Annotated in this window: 21 protein-coding genes; 12 read left to right on the forward strand and 9 right to left on the reverse strand. The window is 66.9% G+C overall.

Features of this window, described 5'->3' with window-relative positions; translation table 11 throughout:
• Positions 1-155 precede the first annotated feature (155 nt).
• Positions 156-1,178, reverse strand: a complete 1,023-nt coding sequence (locus MFF07_RS02460; RefSeq protein WP_238230672.1) for a polyprenyl synthetase family protein — start codon at positions 1,176-1,178, stop codon at positions 156-158.
• 182 nt (positions 1,179-1,360) lie between these two features.
• Between MFF07_RS02460 and MFF07_RS02465 the strand changes: the two genes are divergently transcribed.
• Both MFF07_RS02465 and MFF07_RS02470 read left to right on the forward strand, forming a co-directional pair.
• Positions 1,361-1,594 (forward strand): putative signal transducing protein, encoded by a 234-nt coding sequence (locus MFF07_RS02465; RefSeq protein ID WP_147818078.1) that lies wholly within the window; start codon positions 1,361-1,363, stop codon positions 1,592-1,594.
• A complete protein-coding gene (locus tag MFF07_RS02470; RefSeq protein WP_147818079.1) occupies positions 1,578-2,333 on the forward strand; it encodes a tRNA1(Val) (adenine(37)-N6)-methyltransferase in 756 nt (251 codons plus the stop codon). The genes MFF07_RS02465 and MFF07_RS02470 overlap by 17 nt, the downstream gene beginning before the upstream one ends.
• Before the next feature lie 41 nt (positions 2,334-2,374).
• On the opposite strand, the gene MFF07_RS02475 is transcribed toward MFF07_RS02470, so the two are convergent.
• Positions 2,375-2,644, reverse strand: a complete 270-nt coding sequence (locus tag MFF07_RS02475) for a hypothetical protein (protein WP_238230600.1) — start codon at positions 2,642-2,644, stop codon at positions 2,375-2,377.
• A 404-nt stretch (positions 2,645-3,048) separates the two neighbouring features.
• Positions 3,049-3,345, reverse strand: coding sequence for a hypothetical protein (locus MFF07_RS02480; RefSeq protein WP_187272583.1), 297 nt, complete (start codon positions 3,343-3,345; stop codon positions 3,049-3,051).
• A 188-nt stretch (positions 3,346-3,533) separates the two neighbouring features.
• On the opposite strand from MFF07_RS02480, the gene MFF07_RS02485 reads away from it, so the two are divergent.
• Positions 3,534-4,400, forward strand: coding sequence for a S49 family peptidase (locus MFF07_RS02485; protein ID WP_147818081.1), 867 nt, complete (start codon positions 3,534-3,536; stop codon positions 4,398-4,400).
• Here the strand turns inward: MFF07_RS02485 and MFF07_RS02490 are convergent, their stop codons facing one another.
• On the reverse strand, positions 4,401-4,655 hold the full coding sequence (locus MFF07_RS02490; protein ID WP_147818082.1) for a hypothetical protein: 255 nt from the start codon (positions 4,653-4,655) through the stop codon (positions 4,401-4,403).
• Positions 4,656-4,864: 209 nt separating this feature from the next.
• Between MFF07_RS02490 and glpD the strand changes: the two genes are divergently transcribed.
• The 3 genes from glpD to MFF07_RS02505 all read left to right on the forward strand — a co-directional run bounded on the left by glpD (position 4,865) and on the right by MFF07_RS02505 (position 8,776).
• Entirely contained in the window at positions 4,865-6,373 is a 1,509-nt protein-coding gene (glpD, locus tag MFF07_RS02495) for a glycerol-3-phosphate dehydrogenase (RefSeq protein WP_147818083.1), read from the forward strand.
• 76 nt (positions 6,374-6,449) lie between these two features.
• A complete protein-coding gene (gene glpK / locus MFF07_RS02500) occupies positions 6,450-7,955 on the forward strand; it encodes a glycerol kinase GlpK (RefSeq protein WP_147818084.1) in 1,506 nt (501 codons plus the stop codon).
• Positions 7,956-8,044: 89 nt separating this feature from the next.
• Entirely contained in the window at positions 8,045-8,776 is a 732-nt protein-coding gene (locus MFF07_RS02505; protein WP_147818085.1) for an MIP/aquaporin family protein, read from the forward strand.
• Between the two features lie 32 nt (positions 8,777-8,808).
• On the opposite strand, the gene MFF07_RS02510 is transcribed toward MFF07_RS02505, so the two are convergent.
• Positions 8,809-10,092, reverse strand: a complete 1,284-nt coding sequence (locus tag MFF07_RS02510) for a dicarboxylate/amino acid:cation symporter (protein WP_147818086.1) — start codon at positions 10,090-10,092, stop codon at positions 8,809-8,811.
• Between the two features lie 188 nt (positions 10,093-10,280).
• On the opposite strand from MFF07_RS02510, the gene MFF07_RS02515 reads away from it, so the two are divergent.
• Positions 10,281-10,862, forward strand: coding sequence for a YqaA family protein (locus MFF07_RS02515; RefSeq protein ID WP_147818087.1), 582 nt, complete (start codon positions 10,281-10,283; stop codon positions 10,860-10,862).
• Complete coding sequence (locus MFF07_RS02520; RefSeq protein ID WP_147818088.1) at positions 10,862-11,347, forward strand: disulfide bond formation protein B; 486 nt, start codon at positions 10,862-10,864, stop codon at positions 11,345-11,347. Before MFF07_RS02515 ends, MFF07_RS02520 begins: the two co-directional genes overlap by 1 nt.
• A 10-nt stretch (positions 11,348-11,357) precedes the next feature.
• Here the strand turns inward: MFF07_RS02520 and MFF07_RS02525 are convergent, their stop codons facing one another.
• Both MFF07_RS02525 and MFF07_RS02530 read right to left on the reverse strand, forming a co-directional pair.
• Positions 11,358-11,975, reverse strand: a complete 618-nt coding sequence (locus tag MFF07_RS02525) for a ParB-like protein (protein ID WP_147818089.1) — start codon at positions 11,973-11,975, stop codon at positions 11,358-11,360.
• A gap of 88 nt (positions 11,976-12,063) precedes the next feature.
• Positions 12,064-12,486 carry an EVE domain-containing protein gene (locus tag MFF07_RS02530; RefSeq protein ID WP_147818103.1) on the reverse strand — a complete coding sequence of 141 codons (423 nt, stop codon included), beginning with the start codon at positions 12,484-12,486 and terminating at the stop codon, positions 12,064-12,066.
• Positions 12,487-12,907: 421 nt separating this feature from the next.
• On the opposite strand from MFF07_RS02530, the gene MFF07_RS22470 reads away from it, so the two are divergent.
• The 4 genes from MFF07_RS22470 to MFF07_RS02545 all read left to right on the forward strand — a co-directional run bounded on the left by MFF07_RS22470 (position 12,908) and on the right by MFF07_RS02545 (position 17,130).
• Positions 12,908-13,039, forward strand: a complete 132-nt coding sequence (locus MFF07_RS22470; RefSeq protein WP_281407173.1) for a hypothetical protein — start codon at positions 12,908-12,910, stop codon at positions 13,037-13,039.
• A 184-nt stretch (positions 13,040-13,223) separates the two neighbouring features.
• Entirely contained in the window at positions 13,224-14,048 is an 825-nt protein-coding gene (locus tag MFF07_RS02535) for a transglutaminase-like domain-containing protein (protein WP_147818090.1), read from the forward strand.
• A 207-nt stretch (positions 14,049-14,255) separates the two neighbouring features.
• Positions 14,256-15,479, forward strand: coding sequence for a glycosyltransferase family 4 protein (locus MFF07_RS02540; RefSeq protein WP_147818091.1), 1,224 nt, complete (start codon positions 14,256-14,258; stop codon positions 15,477-15,479).
• 91 nt (positions 15,480-15,570) lie between these two features.
• Entirely contained in the window at positions 15,571-17,130 is a 1,560-nt protein-coding gene (locus MFF07_RS02545; RefSeq protein WP_147818092.1) for an undecaprenyl-phosphate glucose phosphotransferase, read from the forward strand.
• 240 nt (positions 17,131-17,370) lie between these two features.
• On the opposite strand, the gene lanM is transcribed toward MFF07_RS02545, so the two are convergent.
• Both lanM and MFF07_RS02555 read right to left on the reverse strand, forming a co-directional pair.
• Complete coding sequence (gene lanM, locus MFF07_RS02550) at positions 17,371-17,781, reverse strand: lanmodulin LanM (RefSeq protein WP_147818093.1); 411 nt, start codon at positions 17,779-17,781, stop codon at positions 17,371-17,373.
• A 270-nt stretch (positions 17,782-18,051) separates the two neighbouring features.
• Complete coding sequence (locus MFF07_RS02555) at positions 18,052-20,601, reverse strand: TonB-dependent receptor (RefSeq protein ID WP_187272585.1); 2,550 nt, start codon at positions 20,599-20,601, stop codon at positions 18,052-18,054.
• Positions 20,602-20,966: the final 365 nt, after the last annotated feature.

Genomic DNA, 20,966 nt, shown 5'->3' on the forward strand with positions numbered 1-20,966 from the left:
TCGAATCGATCAAAACGCAGAAAACGTGATCGATTCAAAGGTTTAGAGTAGGCTGCGAAAAACCGGTGCCACTTTTTCGCAGCCCGCTCTAGGGCACCGGCCCGAGAACAGGCCGGCAGCCCTCGGCAAGGCCGATGCTCGGATTAGAGGGCGGGTCAGTGCGCCCGGGCGATGCAGAAATCCACGACCTGCAGCAGCGCCGACTTCATCGGACCGTTGGGAAACAGCGCCAGCGCGTCGCGGGCCATGGCGCCGTAGTGGCGTGCGCGCTCGGTGGTGTCCTCCAACGCGCGGTGGCGGCGCAGGATGGTGAGGGCCGTCTCGAGGTCGCCGTCTTCGAGCTGGCCATCCTGCAGCGTGCGTCGCCAAAAAGCGCGCTCCTCGTCCGTGCCGCGGCGGAAGGCGAGCACGATCGGAAGGGTGATCTTGCCCTCGCGAAAATCGTCGCCGACGTTCTTGCCGAGGCTGGCGCTGGTGCCTCCGTAATCGAGCACGTCGTCGACGAGCTGGAAGGCGATGCCGAGATTCATTCCGTAGGATCGGCAGGCGGCCTGCTCCGCCCGCGGACGCTCGGCCAGCACTGGGCCGACTTCGCAGGCCGCAGCGAAGAGCTCGGCGGTCTTGGCGCGGATCACGGCAAGGTACTCGTCCTCCGAGGTCTCGGTGTTCTTGGCGGCGGTGAGCTGCATCACCTCGCCTTCGGCGATCACCGTGGCGGCCGCGGACAGGATGTCGAGGGCTCGGAGCGACCCGACCTCCACCATCATCCGGAAGGCCTGCCCCAGCAGGAAGTCGCCGACGAGGACGCTCGCCTCGTTGCCCCACTTGATGCGGGCGGCGACGCGACCGCGCCGCATGTCGCTCTCGTCCACGACATCGTCGTGCAGCAGTGTCGCCGTGTGCATGAACTCGACGCTGGCCGCGAGCTTCACGGCGCCGTCGTCGCTGCCGTAGCCGCAGAGGTCGGCGCTCGCGAGGGTCAGGATCGGCCGCAGGCGCTTGCCTCCGGAGGCGATCAGGTGCTGCGCCACCTCGGGGATCATGGTGACGGCCGAGCCGGTCCGCGACAGGATCGTCGCGTTGACCCGCTCCATCCCCCCGGCAACCAGGGCCAAGAGATCGTTCAGGGAGCTTTCCGGATCGGAGCGGCTCTCATCGAGGGAAACGACGACGCCCAATGCGCACCTGCCTGCCAGCATGTCCGCGCGGTTCGAGCCCGCGCCCGGAGGAAAGCGACCCCTTCGCACGCGACGTGCTGCCTCGCAACACGCGCGCCGTCGCATGGCTGGCTGGGACGACCGTGCGCGGCGGCTGACGGGGTGTTAGAGCAGGTTGGAACCTCAGGGATGGCCGCGCGCCCGTGATCGAGCTGATCCGCACCAACGACATCGTCCTGATCGGATTCGCGCGTTCGCTGCTCGAAGGGGCCGACATCCCCGTTCTCGTCGCCGACGAGCACATGAGCCTGATGGAGGGCTCGATCGGCGCTTTCGGGCGCCGTCTGCTCGTCCCCGACGATCTCGGCCGGCAGGCGCGGCGCATCCTCACCGATGCGGGGCTCGCCGCGGAACTTCGCGATGCCGGAGCCCGCTGAGCCGGACCTCTGGCTCGGCGGCCGTCTGCGCCTGCGCCAGCAGCCGCGTGGCGGACATCGCGCGGGGACCGACGCGGTGCTGCTGGCCCGCCTGTTCGAGCCGGGGCCGGACGATGTGGTCTGCGACCTCGGAGCGGGCACCGGTGCCATCGGCCTCGCCTATGCGAGCCTGTATCCGTCTTGCCGCGTTGTGCTGGTCGAACGAGACGATGCGGTCGCGGAACTGGCGCGCGAGAACGTTCGTGCGAACGGTTTCGCGGACCGCGTCGAGGTGGTCGAAGCCGACGTGCTGGCGCCGGGAGCACGTCGGCGCGCGGCGGGCCTTACCTCGGATCTCGCCGATATCCTGGTGACGAACCCACCCTTCTTCGAGCCGACGAGCCACCGCCCCTCCCCGATCGCGGCCAGAGCCTCCGCCCATACCTTCGTCGGCGATGGCCTGGACTGTTGGCTGCGCACGTGTGCCGATCTGCTGCGGCCCGGCGGCCGCCTCGGCCTGATCCATCGGGCCGACTGCCTGCCGATCTGCCTCGACGGCTTGCGCAACCGGTTCGGGGGCATCACGGTCCGCCCCGTTCACGCCAGCGCCGAACGCCCGGCGATCCGGGTGCTGATCAGTGCCGTGAAAGGTAGCAGGGGGCCGTTCTCGCTGCTGGCCCCGATGATTCTGCAGGACGCCTCCGGCCGGTTCACTGCCGAGGCCGATGCGATGCATCGGGGTGAGCCGCCTCCGTCATGAGAAGGAGCGCTCGAAAAGCGCTCCTTTCGTCGTCTTCGAACTCAAAAGAAAAACCGCCGACGGTAGTACCGCGGCCGGTAGTAGTGGCGCCGATAATAACGCGGGCGATAGTAGTAGCGCGGACGATAATAGCGCGGCCGGTAGTACCTGCGGCGAACGAAATAATAATAGGCCTTGTCGACGCTTGGAGACGGGCTGGTTTCGGCGACGATTGCGGAGATCGGCACCGGCGCCGCGTGGACGGTCGCACTGAGGCCGATCGCGCCTCCGAGCAAACCGATGATCAGAATCATCAAACGTAAGGCACGCATGTCGCCTCGCTTCCTCCGTTGAGTTTGCCGCCCCGTGTGCACGGTCGTGGCGCGTGGACGGATCGCGACTCGACACGCGCATATGATTCACAAACAACACTCAATGAAAATCGTCGATTTGTGCGAATTCTTATTTCGATGGGGTTGGACCACGTAGTCGGCGTGCACGAGGCGCAGAATTGGCCGCAAGTACCGTCGAAACGAAATAGACTTGCTGAAATCGTTCGCGAGCAGAGTGCTGCTGCCGGATCTCGATCGGTTCATGCCGTGAGGCCGGCCGCCGATCACGGAAATGACCGATGGGCACGGACCTTCATAAAAAAAAGGAGGGCGCCGACAAGGGCGCCCTCCACATTCGAAAGATGGCTCGACCCGGAGCGGCCGGGGCCGGCCCGGGCTGTCGATCAGTAGAAGAACCGACGACCGTAATAGGGCCGGCGATAGCCGTAGAACGGACGGCGATAGTAGGGCCGGCGATAGCCATAGAACGGGCGGCGATAGAACGGCCGTCCGTAACCGAAGCGCCGGCCGCCGTAGAAGCCGCGCCGTCCGTAGTAATAGGCTTTCGACACCGTCGCGCCTTCGACGCTGCCGCCGACGATCTCCGTCGCCGGCAGCGGCGCCGCATGGGCAGCAGCCGAGATTCCGACTGCGCCGCCAAGCATCGCAAACGCCACGATCATCCACCGAAACATACGCATCCGCGTGAACTCCTCCCGCTTCCCTCCGCCCATCATACGCAACCCGGCCGCGAGGACGGATCGCGGTGGCGGGTCAGGGAAACGACGCTGAGGCCGAAACGGTTCGTCGGTGACGGTTCGCGATAGCGTGATCGCGCCATGCGCTTTACGCAGGACGCCCCCAGCCCGCTTCCCGGACGCCAGCGACGATGCCGAGCACCACCGCGATCACCGACGGCCTGCGCCGGTTTCTTCCTGCGCGTTGGCGTCAGACGCCGCCACGCGTCGCCGTGCTGCGGCTGAACGGGGCGATCGGGGCGGTGTCGCCGTTGCGGCCGGGACTCTCGATCGGCAGCTTGGCGACGAGCCTGGAACGCGCCTTTTCCATGCCGCGCATCTGCGCGGTGGCGTTGATCATCAACTCGCCGGGCGGCTCCGCAGCGCAGTCGCATCTGATCTATCGGCGCATCCGCGCGCTGGCCGCCGAGAAGACGCTGCCGGTCTTCGCCTTCGTGGAGGATGCCGCCGCGAGCGGCGGCTACATGATCGCCTGCGCCGCCGACGAGATCGTCGCCGATCCGGCCTCGCTCGTCGGCTCGATCGGCGTGGTCTCGGCTGGCTTCGGCTTCGACAAGCTGATCGAGCGCATCGGCGTCGAGCGGCGCGTCCACACACAGGGCGAAGCGAAGGCGATGCTCGATCCGTTCCGACCCGAGGACCCCGCCGACGTCGAGCGCCTGAAGGCGATCCAGGCCGACATCCAGGATCTGTTCACGGGCCTCGTCACCGAGCGCCGCCCGAAACTGCCAGTGGGCCAGAACTTGTTCACGGGCGCCGTGTGGAGTGGGCGTCAGGCGCTGGCGATCGGGCTCGTCGATGCCGTCGGCGACCTGCGCGGCACCATGCGGGCGCGTTTCGGCGAGAAGGTCGAACTCAGGCTCGTCGCCGAAGCCAAGGGGTCGATCATTGCCCGCCTGCTGCGCCGGGCCGGCCCGGGCAGCACGGCGGCCGGCATTCCCGATGCCTGGATCGCGGCGATCGAGGAGCGCGCCGCCTGGGCGCGCTTCGGGCTCTGATCAGCGGGCCGCCGTGAGGCAACCGGCAGCGGTCGGGGCATAGCCGCTGTAGACCACGCGGACTTTTTTCGCGCAGGTCTCGGGTCCGGCTGCAGTGGCCACCGGTGCGACCTCGACCGGTGCGACGGCGACGGCCTGCGTGACGATGTCCGCCGGATCGGCCGTGGCGAAGGCTTGGGTCGCGCCGATCACCATCGGCGTCGCGACGAGGGAGGTGGCGACGAGGGCGGCGAAAACAGTGAAACCCTTGCGCATGGCGTGTCTGCCTGAGTGTTCGTCCACCCTCGGGTGGAGCTTGACCGTTCGATTGCTGCGTAAACTTGGCAGTCGGCTGCTGGTTCCAGTGTCAGCAGATTTGAACGGAACGGATGTGCAGGTCCGCACCGATTCCGCCTCGGATGGTGCGCTTCGGTTATGCTGCTTGGGAAAGTCCGATCGAATCCCATGTCGCGACGGAGTCCACCGTGCAGCCTGTCTACGATCTGCTCGTCATCGGCGGCGGCATCAACGGTGCCGGCATCGCGCGCGATGCCGCTGGTCGCGGTCTCAAGGTCCTGCTCTGCGAGCGAGGCGATCTCGCCGAATTCACCTCGTCGTCCAGCACCAAGCTGATCCACGGCGGCCTGCGTTATCTCGAATATTACGAGTTCCGGCTCGTCCGCGAGGCGCTGGCCGAGCGTGAGCGGCTTCTCAAGCTCGCGCCGCACATCATCTGGCCGCTGCGCTTCGTGCTGCCGCACGACGAGGGCTTGCGGCCGGCCTGGATGCTGCGCGTCGGCCTTTTTCTCTACGATCATCTCGCACGACTGCGCACGCTGCCGGGTTCGGCTTCGGTTCGCTTGCGAACATCGCCGATGGGTGCGCCGCTGCAGCAGCGGCTGACCAAGGGCTTCGTCTATTCGGACTGCTGGGTCGAGGACAGCCGGCTCGTCGTGCTCAACGCCATGGATGCACAGGCGCGCGGCGCCGAGATCCGCACCCGCACCGGCGTCGCCTCCGCCCGCCGCGAGGACGGGGCCTGGGTCGCGAGCCTGCGCGACGAGCGGACGGGCACATCGGAGACGGTGCGCGCCAAGGCGGTCGTCAATGCCGCCGGCCCCTGGGTCAGCGAGACGCTCGGCGAGACGCTCGGCATCAACAGCCGCTCGGCCGTGCGCCTGATCAAGGGCAGCCACATCGTGGTGAAGCGCCTGTTCGAGGGCGAGCAGGCCTACATCCTGCAGCAGCCCGACCAGCGCATCGTCTTCGCGATTCCCTACGAGCGCGACTTCACGCTGATCGGCACCACGGACGTCCCGTACGAGAACGAACCCGGTGCCGTGACGATCTCCGACGAGGAAACCAGTTACCTCTGCGACTGCATCAACCGGTCATTTACGAAGAGTATCGGGCCGGGGGACGTGGTCTGGAGCTATTCGGGCGTGCGCCCGCTCTACGACGATGCCGCCGCCAACGCCTCGGCCGTGACCCGCGACTACGTGCTCGACGTCTCCGACCAGGGCGGCGCGCTGCCCGTACTCTCTGTCTTCGGCGGCAAGATCACCACCTATCGGCGTCTCGCCGAGCACGCCCTCGAAAAACTCGAGCCGTTCTTTTCGGACTTGAAGCCGGCCTGGACGGCCGACGCGATCCTGCCGGGCGGCAATATGCCGGACGCCGATTTCGATTCTTTCCTGCTCACCCTACAGGCCGAGAAGCCGTTTGTGCCGCCTGAAACGGCACGACGTCTCGCGCGGGCCTACGGCACCCGGGCGCGCGACATCCTGAAGGGTGCCCAGTCGCTCGCCGATCTCGGCGAAGGTTTCGACGGCGGCCTCACCGCTCGCGAGGTCGATTATCTGCGCGACCGGGAATGGGTCGTCACCGCCCACGACATCCTCTGGCGCCGCTCGAAGCTCGGTCTGCGCACCAGTCCCGAGAGCGAAGCCCGGCTGCAGGCCTATCTCGACGGTAAGAGGGCCAAGGCCGCATGATCCGACTCGAGGGCGCCGACCGGCACAAGATCGGCAGCGCCAAAGACTCACAAAAAATCCCAGGGAGGGATGAGCCATGAGCCGTTACGTCGGTGCGATCGACCAGGGCACCACTTCGAGCCGCTTCATCGTGTTCGACCGCAAGGGCACCGTGGTGTCCGTGGCCCAGGAGGAGCACGAGCAGCTCTTTCCGCGTCCGGGCCAGGTCGAGCACGACCCGAAGGAGATCTGGAAGAAGACCCGCAAGGTCATGAAGAGGGCCCTGGAAAAGGCCGATCTCAAGCCGAAGGATCTCGTCGCCATCGGCATCACCAACCAGCGCGAGACCACGCTGATCTGGGACAAGACGACCGGCGAGCCGCTGCACAACGCGTTGGTCTGGCAGGACACCCGCAACGACCGCCTCGTCGCCGAGTTCGCCAAGGACGGCGGCACCAACCGTTTTCGCGACGTCACCGGGCTACCTCTGGCGAGCTACTTCTCGGGGCTCAAGCTGCGCTGGCTGCTCGACAACGTGAAGGGCGCCAGGGAGAAGGCCGAGGCCGGCGACGTCCTGTTCGGCAACATCGACAGCTGGTTGGTCTGGAACCTCACCGGCGGCGTCGACGGCGGCCTGCACTTGACCGATGTGACCAATGCCAGCCGCACGCAGCTGATGTCGTTGGAGACCCTCGACTGGGACGAGGGCATGCTGAAGGCCTTCGAAATCCCCCGCGCGATGCTGCCGAAGATCGTCTCGTCGAGCGAGCTCTACGGCGAGACCAAGGCGCCGTTCGCGGGCGTGCCGATCGCCGGCATTTTGGGCGACCAGCAGGCGGCTTTGTTCGGCCAGACCTGCTTCACGCCGGGCGAGGCCAAGAACACCTACGGCACCGGCTGCTTCGCGCTGATGAACACCGGCGAGACGCCCGTGCCCTCCAAAGCCGGCCTCGTCACGACGCTCGCCTACCGGCTCGACGGCGGTAAGCCCGTCTATGCGCTGGAGGGCTCGATCGCCGTCACCGGGTCGCTGGTGCAGTGGCTGCGCGACAATCTCGGGATGATCAAGGAGAGCGCAGAGGTCGAGACGCTGGCGGCCACCGTCGAGGACAACGGCGGCGTCTACTTCGTCCCAGCCTTCTCGGGCCTGTACGCGCCGCACTGGAACGACGCCGCGCGCGGCCTGATCATCGGGCTCACCCGCTACATCAATAAGGGTCACATCGCCCGCTCGGTGCTGGAGGCAACTGCCTTCCAGACCAAGGAGGTGCTGGAGGCGATGGAGACGGATTCCGGGATCGCCGTGAAGGAGCTGCGCTCGGATGGCGGCATGGTCGCCAACGACACGCTGATGCAGTTTCAGGCCGATATCCTCGACGTGCCGGTGGTGCGCCCGAAGGTGACCGAGACCACGGCGCTGGGCGCCGCGTACGCAGCCGGCCTCGCCACCGGCTACTGGCGGGACCTCGACGACCTCAAGCGGAACTGGAGCGTCGATCACCGTTGGGAGCCGCAAATGGATACGGCTCAGCGCAAGAAGATCTATGCGGCCTGGGGACGGGCGGTGAAGCGCTCGTTCGACTGGAAGACCGACGCCGATTGAGTCCTGTCCGCCGTCCATACGACGACCTCTGACCCGGGAATGCGCACCCCACCGAACCACCAAAAGACCGCGCGACAGGGAGGACACCGATGACCTCGCCATTCCTGGGCGAACTCTTGGGCACGATGATCCTGATCATCTTCGGCGACGGCGTCGTGGCGGGCGCGCTGTTGGCGAAGTCGAAGGGCGAGAACATGGGCTGGGTCGGCATCACCGCGAGCTGGTGCTTCGGCACCATCGCCGGGATCTTCGTGGCCACCGCGACCGGCAGCCCGGACGGGCACATCAACCCGGCGGTCACGCTGGCTGCCGCGGTCGCCACCGGAGACCTTGGCAAGCTCGGCGTTTACATTCCCGCGCAGATGATCGGCGCCTTCCTCGGCGCCACGATCGTCTGGCTGCATTACCTGCCGCATTGGGCAGCGACCGAGGACAAGCGCCTGAAGCTCGCCTGCTTCTGCACCGGCCCGGCGATCCGGGACACCAAGGCGAACCTGCTGTCGGAGATCATCGCGACCTTCGTGCTGATCCTGGTGATCGACGCGATCGTCTCGAAGGCGGTGGGTGCCGCGGGTCCGTTCCCGACGGGCGTGGCGCCGTACATCATCGGCGTGATGGTGTGGGGTATCGGCCTCTCGCTGGGCGGTCCCACCGGCTACGCGATCAACCCCGCCCGCGATCTCGGCCCGCGCATCGCCCATGCCGTTCTGCCGGTTGCCGGAAAGGGCGGCTCGGACTGGGGCTATGCCTGGATACCGGTGGCGGGGCCGGTGATCGGCGCCGCCGTCGCCGCGCTGTTCGTGGTGGCGGTCGGGATCTGAGCCGACTGGGAGCCGGCCGCCAGAATCCGCTATTATTCGGCCGGCGACGGAGCGGGCGCAACCGCATGGCCCAGCGTCTGGTCGGTCGTCGCGAGCTGGCCCTCCCACTTCGCGACGGCGACGGTGGCGACGCTGTTGCCGAGGACGTTGGTGGCCGAGCGGCCCATGTCCAGGAACTGGTCGATGCCGATGATCAGCAGCAGCCCCGCCTCGGGAATGTTGAAATGGGCGAGCGTGGCCGAGATCACGACGAGGGAGGCCCGCGGCACGCCGGCCATGCCCTTCGAGGTCACCATCAGCAGAAGCAGCATCGTGATCTGCTGGCTCCAGCTCAAGGTGATGTCGTAGGCCTGGGCGATGAACAGCACCGCGAAGGTGCAGTACATCATCGAGCCGTCGAGGTTGAACGAGTAGCCCATCGGCAGCACGAACGAGGTGATGCGGTTCGGCACGCCGAATTTTTCGAGGTTCGACAGGGTCTTCGGATAGGCCGCCTCGCTTGACGCCGTCGAGAAGGCGAGCACGAAGGGTTCCTTGATCAGGTTGACCAGCCGCACGATGCCGCTCGCACCGACCAGCAGGAATCCCACGAACAGCAGCACGCACCAGAGCACGCCGAGGCTGAGGTAGAACTCGACGAGGAACAGACCGTAGGTCGCGAGCACGCCGATGCCCTGCGTGGTGATCGTCGCCGCGATGGCCGCGAACACGGCGAACGGCGCGAAATTCATCACGTAGCCGGTGACCTTGAGCATCACCTCGGCGAGCGCCTCGACACCCTGCGCCAGCGGCCGGCCCTTTTCACCGATGGCGGCCAGTGCCACCCCGAAGAAGATCGAGAACACCACGATCTGAAGGATCTCGTTGTTCGCCATCGCTTCCACGGCGCTCTTGGGCACGAGGTGGGTGACGAACTCCTTCAGCGAGAGCGACGCGGTCTTGACCCCGTTGCCGGAATGGACGTCGGGCAGCGGCAGATCGAGGCTGTGCCCGGGCTGGAGCAGGTTGACCATGACCAGCCCGAGCATCAGCGAGCAGAGCGAGGCGCCGAGGAACCAGATCAGCGCCTTGCCGCCGACGCGGCCGACGGAGGCGGTGTCGCCCATATGCGCGATGCCGACGACGAGGGTCGAGAACACCAGCGGCGCGATGATCATCTTGATCAGCCGCAGGAAGATGTCGCTCACCAGGGCGATGTAGCCGGCGATCTCCTTGGCGGTCTCGGGATCGGTCCAGGTGATGCTGCAGACGTATCCGACGAGGATACCGAGCAGCATGCCGATGAAGATCAGCGTCGTCAGCCGGTTGCCGCTCACGTGCCTCTCCCCGCCATCATGTCCGCCGAGTTCTGAGGCACGAAGCGGACCGGGCGCAAGAGGCCGGTGCCGCGACGCCCGGGATCGCTGCCCGCCGGGGATCGTAGCCGGCCGCACGGGTCCGCCCCTCGCCTCTCCGGCCCGGCTGTGCTCAAAAGGCCCCGCTTCTCTCGAACGGACCAGATTTCATGATCCGCCGCCTCTACGAGTGGATACTCGCGCTCGCCGCCAAGCCCTCGGCACCCTGGGCGCTCGCGGCGGTGGCGTTCGCGGAAAGTTCGTTCTTTCCCGTCCCGCCCGATGCGATGCTGGTGCCGATGGCGGTGAGCCGGCCGGAGAAGGTCTGGTTCTACGCGGCGATCGCTACGGTGGCCTCGGTGCTCGGGGGCATCCTCGGCTATGCCATCGGTGCTCTGCTGTTCGACTCCGTCGGGCAGTGGCTGTTCAACCTCTACGGCCTCGCGGACAAGGCCGAGACGTTTCAGGCCTCCTACGCCAAGTACGGGCACTGGGTGATCCTGCTGAAGGGGCTGACGCCGATCCCCTACAAGCTCGTGACCATCACCTCGGGCTTCGCCCATTACGATCTGTTCTGGTTCGTTCTGCTCTCGGCGATCACGCGCGGCGCGCGATTCTTCATCCTGGCCGGCCTGCTCGGACGCTACGGCGTCTCGATCCGCGCCGTACTCGACCGGCATCTCAACGTCGCCGTGGCCTTGTTCGCGGCGGTCGTCATCCTCGGCTTCGTCGCGTTCAAGGCGATGCTTTGATGCGCGCGACCCTGCAGCGTCCCCGCAACGCGGCCCTCGTCGTCCTCGTCGGCGCGGCGCTGACGGTCGGCGGTGCGCTCTTCTTCGAGCATGGGCTCGGCTACGTCCCGTGCAAGCTCTGCCTGACGGAGCGCGTGCCCTACTACCTCGCCATCCTGCTGGCGCCGCTCGCCTACGTCGTGCCCGGACGTGGCGGTCGGCTGATCCTCGGCCTGATCGCCCTGGTGCTGCTCTACGGCGCCGGGCTCGGCGTCTACCATGCCGGTGCGGAGTGGGGGTTCTGGCCCGGTCCGAGCGATTGCGGCGGCGGCTCCGGCGCCGGGCCGGCCGATGTCGGCGACTTCCTGAAGGATCTCGCCTTCAAGCAGACGGTGGACTGCACCAAGGCGGCCTGGCGCTTTCTGGGCGTCTCGCTCGCCGGATGGAACGCGTTGCTCGCGTTCCTACTGGCCTCGATCGCCGGCAGCGCCGCGGTTTCGAAGTAAGGCGTTCGCGTCAGCCGGGAACCGGCCCGCACCATCCCGGCAGATACCCGGCATCCAGCGACTTCGCGAGGCCGAGCGCCTCTTCGAGCGCGGCCGTGAAATCCTGATCGACGGCCTTCCGCTTGATTCGGCGCCGCAGGAAATCCGCCCAGAGGAACTCGCTGAACGGCGTGGTGTCCTTGGCGAAGCCGCCCGCGCGCCGCAGCTCGCCGGCGAGGCTGCGGAACGGATCGTCGGCGAGGTCCGCGATCGTTTTGGGGACGTCGGAGAAGCCGGCGCGGACGCCGCTCGCGTCGTAGGGATGAACCCAGGCCTTGTGGTCGGCCACCGTCCAGAAGGCGTCCTTGTCGAGGGCGTGCAGGTCGGCGACGACCGTGACCGCCACGTTCTCCACCCCCTCCTCCTGCAGCGCGCGGGCGAGATGGTGATGGTCGATGACGTAGTGGCGTTTCTTTGGCCCGAGGAGCACCGGGATCATGTGCGAGCCGAGGAAGGCGGCACGCTTGTCCGGGTCGTGCTCGCGCCAGCGCTTGCGCTTCTCCTCGACCTCGCGGAAGCCGACGGTCATCTGCGTGGGGCGAAGCTCGGAGATGGGTACCGGCTTGAGCAGGGGTTCACGAGGCGCCATGGAATTGTCTCCGGGATCGTCAGTGGCGCGGAGGCCAGCGCCGGATTCCGGCGAAACGCAAGCCGGCGCGTTTCACGTTCGTGCGACGTCAGCCGTCGGCCAATCCGCCCATCTCGCAGATCAAGACCCACTCGGCCTCCGCCACCGGCTGTACGGACAGACGCGAATTGTTGACGAGCACCATGTCCTTCAGTCGCGGGACGGCCTTGATCGCATCGAGGGTCACGGGTGTTCGCAGCGGCTTCACCGCCTTGATGTCGACCATGCCGAACCGGCCCGACGCGTCGGTGTGGTCGGGGTGATACGGCTTGACCACTTCCACGATGCCGACGACGGCCTTGCCCTCGTTCGAGTGGTAGAAGAAGCCGCGCTCGCCGACCTCCATCGCCTGCATCTGGTTCTTGGCCAGATGGTTGCGCACCCCGGTCCACTCCGTGCCATGCTCCCCGGACGCGACCTGCATGTCCCAGGACCAGGTGGAGGGCTCGGACTTGAACAGCCAGTACGCCATCGTGATCGGGCTCCGCACGCGATGCCGGATCGTCTACACGGCGGCACGCTACCTCGGAAGCGCCTGCGCGCAGCGGCGCTCCGGTCCGGGCAGGCGCGTCGTCGGGAGGACTATCTTTCGCGGCCGAAGCGGCGCAATCTCGATCATCACCGGACGGGCACCACAGGCTCCGGTGGCTGAGGGCCGCGTGTGCCCCCGCCTGCAGGAACCGGGCAGACGCGTGGCGACCCTCCTCTCGATCTGATCGTCGTCGCAGCGCGCTTCCGGTGTCGGCCGTACGGCCTTCCCGCTGCCTTGCGTCGTGATCTGCTGCGCCCCGTCGTCGAAGGAAACGCCCTGCGACCGCCCCGGAGCGATCGGCGGCCGTTTCGTTCGCCGTGCTTCGATCGTCACGTCAACCGGACACTCGGGAGAGACCACCATGGCCAGCGAAAAGCAGCGCGGAAGCCGCGAGACGAAGAAGCCCAAGAAGGCGGTCGTGAAGACGAATGCCGCCGCGCCATCGACGAAAAACATCGTCAGCGATGCCGTGAAGGCCTCGGGGCGCAAATAACTCGGGGCGCAAGTAAGAGGCCCGGCCGTCGGTCCGACCGGTGGGCCTGTGCTCCCGGTCGGCCGATCGGCGTCCGCCGTGAGATCGATGGCGTTCGCATGAATGCGCGCTTTTATCGGCACTGGTGCGCCGCTTGCATGCAACCTCACCGACATTGTCGAAATCTCGTTTTTGGAAAGAGCGAATGCGTATTCTCGTCGGCTGTGAGATGACCTACGAATTCCAGTATCCGACGACCGTCATTGCGATGCTCAACGTCCATTCCTCGCGGTTCTCGGACCTCGAACGGCCGGATTATCTGCTGACGATTCCGGCGGTGCCGCTGGAGGGCTACCGCGACAGCTTCGGCAACTGGTGCATGCGCCTCGTCGCACCGGCCGGCCGCATGACGCTGAAGACCGACACGGTCGTGCGCGATCACAGCGAGAGCGACGCGCCGCCGGACACGAGCGCGACCGAAGCCGTCGCCTCCATGCTGCCGACCGATACGCTGCTGTTCCTGTTGGGCAGCCGCTATTGCGAGACGGACCGGCTCTCGAACATCGCCTGGGATCTCTTCGGGCATCTGACGCCCGGCTGGTCGCGGGTGCAGGCGATCTGCGACTACGTCCACAACCGGATCACCTTCGGCTACGAGCATTCGCGGCCGACGCGCACCGCCGCCGAAGTCTTCGAGGAGCAGCGCGGCGTCTGCCGCGACTACGCGCACCTCGCCATCGCCTTTTGCCGCTGCCTCAACATCCCGGCCCGCTACTGCACCGGCTACGTCAGCGACATCGGCCTGCCGTTGCCGCACGCGCCCGGGGATTTCGCGGCGTGGATGGAGGTCTTCATCGGCGGCCGCTGGCAGATGTTCGACCCGCGCAACAACAGCCCACGCATCGGCCGGATCCTGATCGCCTACGGGCGCGACGCAGCCGACGTGCCGTTGACGCTCACCTTCGGCCCGAACGCGCTCGTCGATTTCGTCGTGACGACGGAAGAGGCGCCCGACATAGGCCCGGTGTGATCCAGCGGCAGGATCACGGCCGGCGGACCGGTGCGCTTTTCGGACAACCGTCCGCGCACCGTTAGTCCTGCGCTTACCGTGGTTTCGGAAAGGCCGTCGAAGCCGGGCGCCCGACGCATCGGGCGCCGGCATTCTTAACCGCGTCCCCACGTCTCACGCCGCACAACCTCAGGATCGGCCCATGGCCGTCGATGAGGGAAGCCCGCCGTGGTTGCGTCCGCCCGTCCATCCAGAGCCGCACAGGCCGACCGGATCCTGCACGTGTTCCGTGCGCCGATCGGCGGCCTGTTCCGGCACGTGGCCGACCTGGCGCGGCTGCAGAGCGAAGCGGGCCACAAGGTCGGGATCGTCTGCGATTCCTCTACCGGCGGTCCGCGTGCCGAGCAGGCGCTCCGGGATCTGATGCCGTGGCTGGCGCTCGGCGTGAACCGGTTTCCGATGCGGCGAAACCCGCATGTCTCCGACCTCGCTGCCCTGACCGCGGTACGCGGGCTTGCCGAGCGCCTGCGCGCGACGGTGCTGCACGGCCATGGCGCGAAAGGCGGCATCTATGCACGCCTCGCTCCCGTACGTGCCGACGAGGCCCTGCCGGCTCCGATCCGGGCCTACACCCCCCATGGCGGCAGCTACAATTACCGGCCGGGCAGCCTCTTGCATCGGGCCTACATGGCGGCCGAAGGCGTCCTCGCCAGACGCACCGACGTATTCCTGTTCGAGAGCGCCTATGTCGCCGCGCGCCACCGCGCCTTCGTCGGCGAGCCCCGGTGCCAGATGCGCATCGTGCAGAACGGCCTCGGCGAGGCCGAGTTCGTGCCGATCGTCGCGGCGGACGCGCCGTACGATCTCGTCTATGTCGGCGAGCTTCGCGAAGCGAAGGGAATCCCCTGGCTGCTCGACGCGCTCGCGGCCCTGCACGCCCAAGGGCGGCCGCTCAGCCTGCTCATGGTCGGCTCCGGCCCGGATGCCGAGAGGTTGCAGGCCCAGGCCGCGCGGCTCGGCCTCGCCGATGCCGTGACCTTCGAGCCGCCGCAGCCGATACGCCCGGCGCTCGCCCGCGGGCGGGTCATGGTCGTCCCCTCGCTGGCCGAGTCATTGCCCTACGTCGTGCTCGAGGCCGCCGCCGCGCGGCAGCCGCTCGTCGCGACCGATGTCGGCGGCATTCCCGAGATCTTCGGCCCGAGAGCCTCCGACCTCGTTCCCGCGCGCGACGCCGTTGCGCTCGCCACGGCGATCGCCAGGGTTCTCGATATGACTCCGGAATCCCGCGACGCACTGTTCTCGGAGCTCAGCCTGTCGGTCCAGGCGCGCTTCTCGATGACGAAAATGGGAGCGGACGTGCTGTCGGGATACGCCGCGGCCGCCGCCGTCCGTATGCCGCAGTCGCTGCCGGCCCGCTCCGCGCCGGTCCAGATTGCATCGAAATCGGCCTGATCGACGCAACCGCCATTAAATCTTCCGAGAGCGCCGACCGGCAAAGATCGGCGGTCGGCGCGAACATTCCGTGCCAGTCTGGGCGTCTGCGATGAGTGCTTTCGGAGTCCGTGATCTGCTCGACGTTGCGGGTGCGCCCGGCACCGCCGGCCGATCCGATGCGCAGGAGGTGGGCGCTCGCTTCTCCGGACCGCCCGCTTCGGCGCAGCCGCCGGCGGAGGCGCTGGCGCCCGTCCTGAAGGGCCCTGCCCTCACCCCCGTGGTGCTGGCGGGCTGCGTGCGCGGTCTCGAAGTCGTCCTGCTCGCCGGCCTCGGCTTCGCCGTCCACCGGATCGCACTCGCCGGTGTCGTCCCGCTTGGCTGGTCCTACATCGTGGCGATCGTTGCCGTCGCCGGCCTCGCCGCTGCGTTCTTCCAGGTCGGCGGCTGCTATCGGATCGGGGCCTTCCGCAGCATCGCGAAGACGGCGGCGAAGCTCGCGGCCGGCTGGACGATGGCTTTCCTGATCGTGGCGACGGTCATGGTGTTCGCAAAGGTCGCCGACCATTACTCGCGGATCTGGCTGGCCAGCTTCTACGGCGGCGGCCTCGCCCTGCTCGCGATCGAACGCATCGCGCTCTTCGCCTTCACGGGCGTCCAGATGCGCAAGGGCCTGTTCGACCGGCGCACCGCCATCGTCGGCGGCGGCGAGGCCGCGGAGGAGCTGATCCGTTCGCTCGAAGCCTCCCCCGACAGCGGGATCAAGATCGTCGGCGTATTCGACGACCGCGGCGACATGCGCTCGACCGACGTCGTCGCCGGGCACCCGAAGCTCGGCAACGTCAGCGACCTCGTCGCCTATGCGCGGCGGGCACGCATCGACCTGATCGTCTTCACGATCCCGATCTCGGCCGAGACGCGGATCCTGCAGATGCTCGCCAAGCTCTGGGTGCTGCCGATCGACATCCGGCTCTCGGCACATGCGACGAAGCTTCGCCTCCGCCCGCGCGCCTATTCCTATCTCGGCGCCGTGCCGGTGCTCGACGTGTTCGACAAGCCCCTGGCCGACTGGGACATCGTCCTCAAGAACGTCTTCGACAAGGTCGTGGCCGTGCTGGCGCTGATCGCGCTCGCGCCGGTGATGCTTGCTGTGGCGCTCGCGGTGAAACTCGGCTCGAAGGGGCCGGTGCTGTTCAAGCAGCAGCGCTACGGCTTCAACAACGAGCAGATCGAGGTCTTCAAGTTCCGCTCGATGTATGTCGATCAGGCCGATTACGCCTCCGCCAAGCAGGTGACCCGGAGCGATCCGCGGGTCACGCGGGTCGGCCGTATCATCCGCAAGACCTCCCTCGACGAGTTGCCGCAACTCTTCAACGTGCTGAAGGGCAATCTCTCGCTCGTCGGCCCGCGCCCGCACGTCCTCCAGGCCAAGGCGGCGAACACCCTCTACGATCAGGTCGTCGACGGCTACTTCGCCCGGCACAAGGTCAAGCCCGGCATCACCGGTTGGGCGCAGATCAACGGCTGGCGGGGCGAGACCGACACGTCGGAGAAGCTGCAGCGGCGCGTCGAGCACGATCTCTACTACATCGAGAACTGGTCGATCCTGTTCGATCTGCAGATCCTGGCCACGACGCCGTTCGCGCTGTTCAAGACCGAGAACGCGTATTGATGCCGGCGGCCTTGAGCCTCGACTTGTAAACCGCCGGCAAGGAGCAACGGCGCGTCGCCGCTCGTTCGGCGTGCAGCCCCGAAGGCCACCGATACAAAGGCGTCCTGCCGGTCGCTCGCATGCAAACAGAAGGGGCGCGGATCTCACGATCCGCGCCCCTTCTGTGTTCCGCGGCGGAAACGTCCGGCGCCTTTTTGGCGCCGGTGCTCTGTGTGACGATCCCCGGCCGCATCGAACGGTTTAGCGGATGACCTGAACCAGGGCCGAGCCGGCGGGGCTCATGAGCTCCTTGGCGTCGATGGTGCCGTCGTTGTCCGGGTCGGCGGCCTTGAACAGGCCGAGAGCAAGGGCGACGTATTCCTTCTGGTCGAGGGTGCCGTCGCCGTCCGGATCGGCCTTCTTGAGGTCGGCGGCGGTCAGGCGGCCTTCGAGCTCCTTGGCGTCGAGGGTGCCGTCCTTGTCCTTCTCCAGCTTGGCGAAGGCGGCGGTGGCCGCGGTCTCGACTTCCTTGGCGTCGATGGTGCCGTCCTTGTCGGGATCGAAGGCGGCGATGTCGATCTTGGTCATCGACGGGGCGGCGACGACCGGAGCGGCGACGCCTGCGCCGATGATGGCCGCGAGAAGGGCTGCGCTGGTGAGCTTGAACGCCATTTGATGTCACTCCTGGGTAGGTCGGCGGGCGATGTCGCCCTGCACGAAAGGACCGGCCGCCGGATCGTGGCGCCGCAGCAACCTGCTGCGCGACCCTCCGTGGCCTAGCCAGGATTGCGTAAACTGCCCGGGACGATCTGGCAATAGGGTCTAGGAGTTTCCGACCGTTATCGCGGATGCCGGAGGCTTTCCAGTCGAGAGGATCAGGCCGAAACGCAGGATGGCGCGGCTCCGGGGAGCCGCGCCATCCTGTCGATCATGCCGTCCGCGTCAGTACTTGCGGATGATCGGCTCTTCCATCGGGGGCGGGGCGTCGCCGAAGGCATAGCGCAGGCCGCCATAGATCGAGAGCGGCTGGGCCAGCGTCGTCGTGCGGGGGTCGTTCACGGGGTAGCGGTTGGCTACCACGCCCGTCTCGAAGAACGTTCCGAACGTCGTGTAGCGGTTGTTGGTCAGGTTGGTGACGAGGCCGAAGATCTGCAGGTTCTTCGTCACCTGATAGGAGGTGTTGAGGCCGAGGACGAAGTAGGCCGGCAGCTTCCTGTTCAGGTTCGATTCGTCGCCGCGGTAGTAGGACGAAGAGAAGGCCTGGAGGTTCATGCCGACGTTCCAGCCCGGCAGGACGAGGTAGTCGAAGCCGACCTTGAACTGGTGATCCGGGATCAGCGGGACCTTGTTGCCGGGAGTGACCTGAATGGCGCCATCGTCCGCGAACGGATTGTTCGGCGACGACAGGGTGCCGTTGAACTGGAACGTCGCGTCGATCAGCGCGTAGTTCGCATAGATCGAGAGATCGCCACGCGTGTACTCGGCGCCGACTTCGACGCCTTGGCGGCGCGTAGCGGCGACGTTGACGAAGTAGCCGCGAGCCGAGTTGCCCGGGGTGGCGAGCTGCAGGATGTCGTTCGCCAGATCGTTGCGGAAGGCGCTGATCTTATAGCTGAGCAGGCCGTTCTCGTAGAAGCTCGGGATCGAGCCGCGAATGCCGACCTCGTAGTTCTGCGCGGTGACCTGCTTGAGCGGCGGGTCGGCCACGAGCGAGTTCGGCAGGAGGCAGGGCCGGTCGGGATTTGCGCAGGCGAGTTCGAGCGGGGTCGGGGCGCGGTTCGATTCGGAGTAGCTTCCGTAGAGCGATAGTCCCGGAGTGAACCGGTAGGTCAGACCGGCGACCGGATTGATCTTGGTGAAGTAGTGGGTGCCGGTGACGTCCGGCGAGAAGCCGGTCTGGTCCACGGTGGAGATGCGGGCGAAGTTCAGGCGGCCGCCGGCGGTCAGCGAGAGCGAGTCGGTGAGGTCGAACGTGTCGGTGGCGTAGAGACCCATGTAGAGGTTCGAGCCGAGGACCTGGCTCGGTGCGATACCGAGGGCGCCAGCCGTACGCAGACCGGTCGTGCCGAGGCCCGGGACGAACCCGTTGGCGATGGTGTTCGGATCGGTGGTGACGGAGAGATCCGGGTTGATCACGCCGAGCGTGCTGGAGGACTTGTAGCTGTAATCGGCCACGTCGATGCTGCCGCCGACGACGAAGCTGTTGCCGAAGCCGAAGATCCGGTCGCGGTTCGCCGCCTGGAGCGAGCCGCCGTAGCCGGTCGCCTCGGTCTTGGTGACGTCGAGCGTTCCGTAGGGAACGCCGGCCGTCGAGGGGATCAGCTGGTTCTGGGCGCCGAGGAGCCGCAGCGAGTTGCGGAACGCGCGACGTGCCGCGCTGCCGGGCGCTCCGACCGGCGTGAAGCCGTCGTCGTCGAAGCAGAGATTGCCGTTGAAGTTCGTCTGAGCCGCGCTGCAGTTCTCGAAGTCGGAATCATTGCCGTCGATATATTGCTGGCTGAAGCGGCGGTAATACGCGTTTCCGGCGAGATCCCAGGTCGGCGAGAGGTCGACGCGGCCGGTGAGCTGGACGGTACCCAGCTGCGTGGTCGTGGTCTGGGGGTAGGTGAAGATCGCGCGCGGATCGACATGGGTGAAGTCGGTCGGCGTCGCTGCCGCGGCGCCGAGGAAGCTCCGGGCGAAGTTGCCGATCAGGTGGAACTCCGAATCCGGCGTGCGGTAGCCGACGTCGGAGTAGATCCGGCCGATCGTGGTCGGGCTCTCGAAGCGCCAGCCGCGGTCGTTGAGGCCGTCGCCGTTGAAGTAGAAGCTCCAGTTGCCGACCTGTTTGCCGTACTGCAGGCCGCCGCCGACACGGGCGTCCGAACCGCCGAGCGCGGTGACCTCGGTACCCTGCCAGGTGAAGCCGTTCTTCATCTGGATGTTGATCGCGCCTCCGAGCGCGTTCAGGCCGAAGACCGGGTTCGAGGTCAGGACGTCGATGCGCTGGATCGCCGAGGGCGGGATCAGGTCGAGGTTGACCGTGTCGCCGAAGGCTTCGTTGATGCGCACGCCGTTCTGGTAGACGGCGAGGCCCTGCGGCACGCCGGTCACCGGCGAGGCCTGGAAGCCGCGATAGTTGATGTCGACGCGGTTGTTGTTGCCCTGCGAGTCCGAGAGGTTCAGGCCGGGCGTGACGCGGGCGAGGGTCGCCACGGCGTTGAAGGTGCCGGTATCCCGCTCGATCTGCGCGGCCGTGACCGTCTCGACCGTGCTCGGGATCTTGTAGAGCGGCAGGGCGCCGCCGCGCAGGCGCGGCTCGGACGCCGTCGCGATCTGGTCGACGGACGGCCCGGCGGCACCGATGCCGCGGCGGCCGAAGCCCGTGCCCGACGCGCCGACCGGCGTCGTCGCGACGACGCTGATTTCCTCGAGAGTCGTCGATTCCTGCGCCAGGCCCATCCCCGGCAGCAGCGCAACCGAAGCAATCAGGCTGCCCCGCAGCACCCGCATCGTCATTTTCCCCAGCCCCTTGTCGTGTGGCGTCCCCGTTGATCGGGGTCTGCCAGGACATTCGACCGGTGGCTGAAGCTGGGCAATTGCCGCTGCGGCACAATCACCGTCTTCATAAGCGTTTCATGAATGTTGCGCGGGCGCGTGGTGTTCCCGCAACATATTTCCGATGGAAATTCAGAGGTTTAGGGGAAATTAGGCAGTCAAACCGGGAGCATGTGGCAAGTCCGGATGCCTCAATTTCCGAATGATTTTTAGGATTATTTTGTAGGTAGTAACGTAGAGCGCCCGGATTCCTGCCGTCGAATCGTATTCAGGGGACGATCGCGACAGACGAGAGGCGGCCGGGAGGATTGTGTCCAACC

The organism is Methylobacterium thuringiense, from assembly GCF_022179645.1.
GTDB lineage: Bacteria > Pseudomonadota > Alphaproteobacteria > Rhizobiales > Beijerinckiaceae > Methylobacterium > Methylobacterium thuringiense.